This is a genomic window from Desertibacillus haloalkaliphilus, from assembly GCF_019039105.1.
Taxonomy (GTDB): Bacteria; Bacillota; Bacilli; order Bacillales; family KJ1-10-99; genus Desertibacillus; species Desertibacillus haloalkaliphilus.
The window spans coordinates 1-3,140 of sequence record NZ_JAHPIV010000033.1; the positions used below are offsets into that span (position 1 = coordinate 1).

2 rRNA genes are annotated in these 3,140 nt (G+C 52.0%); both read right to left on the reverse strand.

The features are described 5' to 3' along the window. Positions 1–116, reverse strand: a 5S ribosomal RNA gene (gene rrf / locus KH400_RS20645). Between the two features lie 88 nt (positions 117–204). Then, positions 205–3,139 (reverse strand): 23S ribosomal RNA (locus KH400_RS20650). Position 3,140 lies beyond the last annotated feature (1 nt).

Consider the following 3,140-nt stretch of genomic DNA (forward strand, 5'->3'; position numbering starts at 1 on the left):
GCCTGGCAACGTCCTACTCTCACAGGGGGAAACCCCCAATTACCATCGGCGCTGAAGAGCTTAACGGTCGTGTTCGGCATGGGAACGAGTGTGACCTCTTCGCTATCGCCACCAGACTTAACTATAAAATTAGAGAGTTTATTCCCTCAAAACTAGATAACGATCATTGAGTATTACTTAAGAAGGATTCATTTCACCTTTTATTTGGATAAGCCCTCGACCGATTAGTATCTGTCAGCTCCACGTGTCACCACGCTTCCACCTCAGACCTATCAACCTCATCATCTCTAAGGGGTCTTACTCGCTTATGCGATGGGAAATCTCATCTTGAGGGGGGCTTCATGCTTAGATGCTTTCAGCACTTATCCCTTCCACACGTAGCTACCCAGCTATGCTCCTGGCGGAACAACTGGTACACCAGCGGTGTGTCCATCCCGGTCCTCTCGTACTAAGGACAGCTCCTCTCAAATTTCCTACGCCCGCGACGGATAGGGACCGAACTGTCTCACGACGTTCTGAACCCAGCTCGCGTACCGCTTTAATGGGCGAACAGCCCAACCCTTGGGACCTACTTCAGCCCCAGGATGCGATGAGCCGACATCGAGGTGCCAAACCTCCCCGTCGATGTGGACTCTTGGGGGAGATAAGCCTGTTATCCCCAGGGTAGCTTTTATCCGTTGAGCGATGGCCCTTCCATGCGGAACCACCGGATCACTAAGCCCGACTTTCGTCCCTGCTCGACTTGTAGGTCTCGCAGTCAAGCTCCCTTTTGCCTTTGCACTCTACGAATGATTTCCAACCATTCTGAGGGAACCTTTGGGCGCCTCCGTTACTGTTTAGGAGGCGACCGCCCCAGTCAAACTGCCCACCTGACACTGTCCCTGAACCGGATCACGGTTCTAGGTTAGAATTTCAATACAGTCAGGGTAGTATCCCACCGACGCCTCCATCGAACCTGGCGGTCCGATTTCCAAGGCTCCTACCTATCCTGTACAAACTGTACCAAAATCCAATATCAAGCTACAGTAAAGCTCCATGGGGTCTTTCCGTCCTGTCGCGGGTAACCAGCATCTTCACTGGTAATATAATTTCACCGGGTCTCTCGTTGAGACAGTATCCAAGTCGTTGCACCATTCGTGCGGGTCGGAACTTACCCGACAAGGAATTTCGCTACCTTAGGACCGTTATAGTTACGGCCGCCGTTTACTGGGGCTTCAATTCAAAGCTTCTCCCCGAAGGGATAACTTCTCCTCTTAACCTTCCAGCACCGGGCAGGTGTCAGCCCCTATACTTCGCCTTACGGCTTCGCAGAGACCTGTGTTTTTGCTAAACAGTCGCTTGGATCTTTTCACTGCGGCTCTCCTGGGCTTAGCACCCTAAAGAGCACCCCTTCTCCCGAAGTTACGGGGTCATTTTGCCGAGTTCCTTAACGAGAGTTCTCCCGAGCGTCTTAGAATTCTCTTCTCGCCTACCTGTGTCGGTTTGCGGTACGGGCACCTCTCACCTCGCTAGAGGCTTTTCTTGGCAGTGTAGGATCAGGAACTTCGGTACTATTATTTCCCTCGCTATCACAGCTCAGCCTTATGATAAGCGGATTTACCTACTTATCAGCCTAACTGCTTAGACGCGCATATCCATCAGCGCGCTTACCCTACCTTACTGCGTCCCCCCATTGCTCAAACGGTGAGGAGGTGGTACAGGAATTTCAACCTGTTATCCATCGCCTACGCCTTTCGGCCTCGGCTTAGGTCCCGACTTACCCTGAGCGGACGAGCCTTCCTCAGGAAACCTTGGGCTTTCGACGGAGGGGATTCTCACCCCTCTTTTCGCTACTCATACCGGCATTCTCACTTCTAAGCGCTCCACCAGTCCTCTCGATCTGACTTCGCTGCACTTAGAACGCTCCCCTACCACTGTCCATAAGGACAATCCATAGCTTCGGTGATACGTTTAGCCCCGGTACATTTTCGGCGCAGAGTCACTCGACCAGTGAGCTATTACGCACTCTTTAAATGGTGGCTGCTTCTAAGCCAACATCCTGGTTGTCTGTGCAACTCCACATCCTTTTCCACTTAACGTATACTTGGGGACCTTAGCTGATGGTCTGGGCTGTTTCCCTCTTGACTACGGATCTTAGCACTCGCAGTCTGACTCCCGAGGATAAGTATTTGGCATTCGGAGTTTGACTGAATTCGGTAATCCTGTGGGGACCCCTAGTCCAATCAGTGCTCTACCTCCAATACTCTCACCTCGAGGCTAGCCCTAAAGCTATTTCGGGGAGAACCAGCTATCTCCGAGTTCGATTGGCATTTCACCCCTACCCACACCTCATCCCCGCATTTTTCAACATGCGTGGGTTCGGGCCTCCATTCAGTGTTACCTGAACTTCACCCTGGACATGGGTAGATCACACGGTTTCGGGTCTACGACCACGTACTCTATCGCCCTATTCAGACTCGCTTTCGCTGCGGCTCCGCCTCTTCAGCTTAACCTTGCACGGGATCGTAACTCGCCGGTTCATTCTACAAAAGGCACGCTGTCACCCATAAACGGGCTCCAACTACTTGTAGGCACACGGTTTCAGGTTCTCTTTCACTCCCCTCCCGGGGTGCTTTTCACCTTTCCCTCACGGTACTGGTTCACTATCGGTCACTAGGGAGTATTTAGCCTTGGGAGATGGTCCTCCCAGATTCCGACGGGGTTTCACGTGTCCCGCCGTACTCAGGATCCACTCTGGAGGAAACGAAGTTTCGATTACAGGGCTGTTACCTTGTTTCGCGGACCTTTCCAGATCGCTTCATCTACTCCGTTTCTTTGTAACTCCGTATAGAGTGTCCTACAACCCCAAGGGGCAAGCCCCTTGGTTTGGGCTGTTTCCGTTTCGCTCGCCGCTACTCAGGAAATCGCATTTGCTTTCTCTTCCTCTGGGTACTTAGATGTTTCAGTTCCCCAGGTCTGCCTTCTCATACCCTATGTATTCAGGTATGGATACCATCCCATTACGGATGGTGGGTTCCCCCATTCGGAAATCTCTGGATCAAAGCTTACTTACAGCTCCCCAAAGCATATCGGTGTTCGTCCCGTCCTTCTTCGGCTCCTAGTGCCAAGGCATCCACCGTGCGCCCTTTATAGCTTAACCT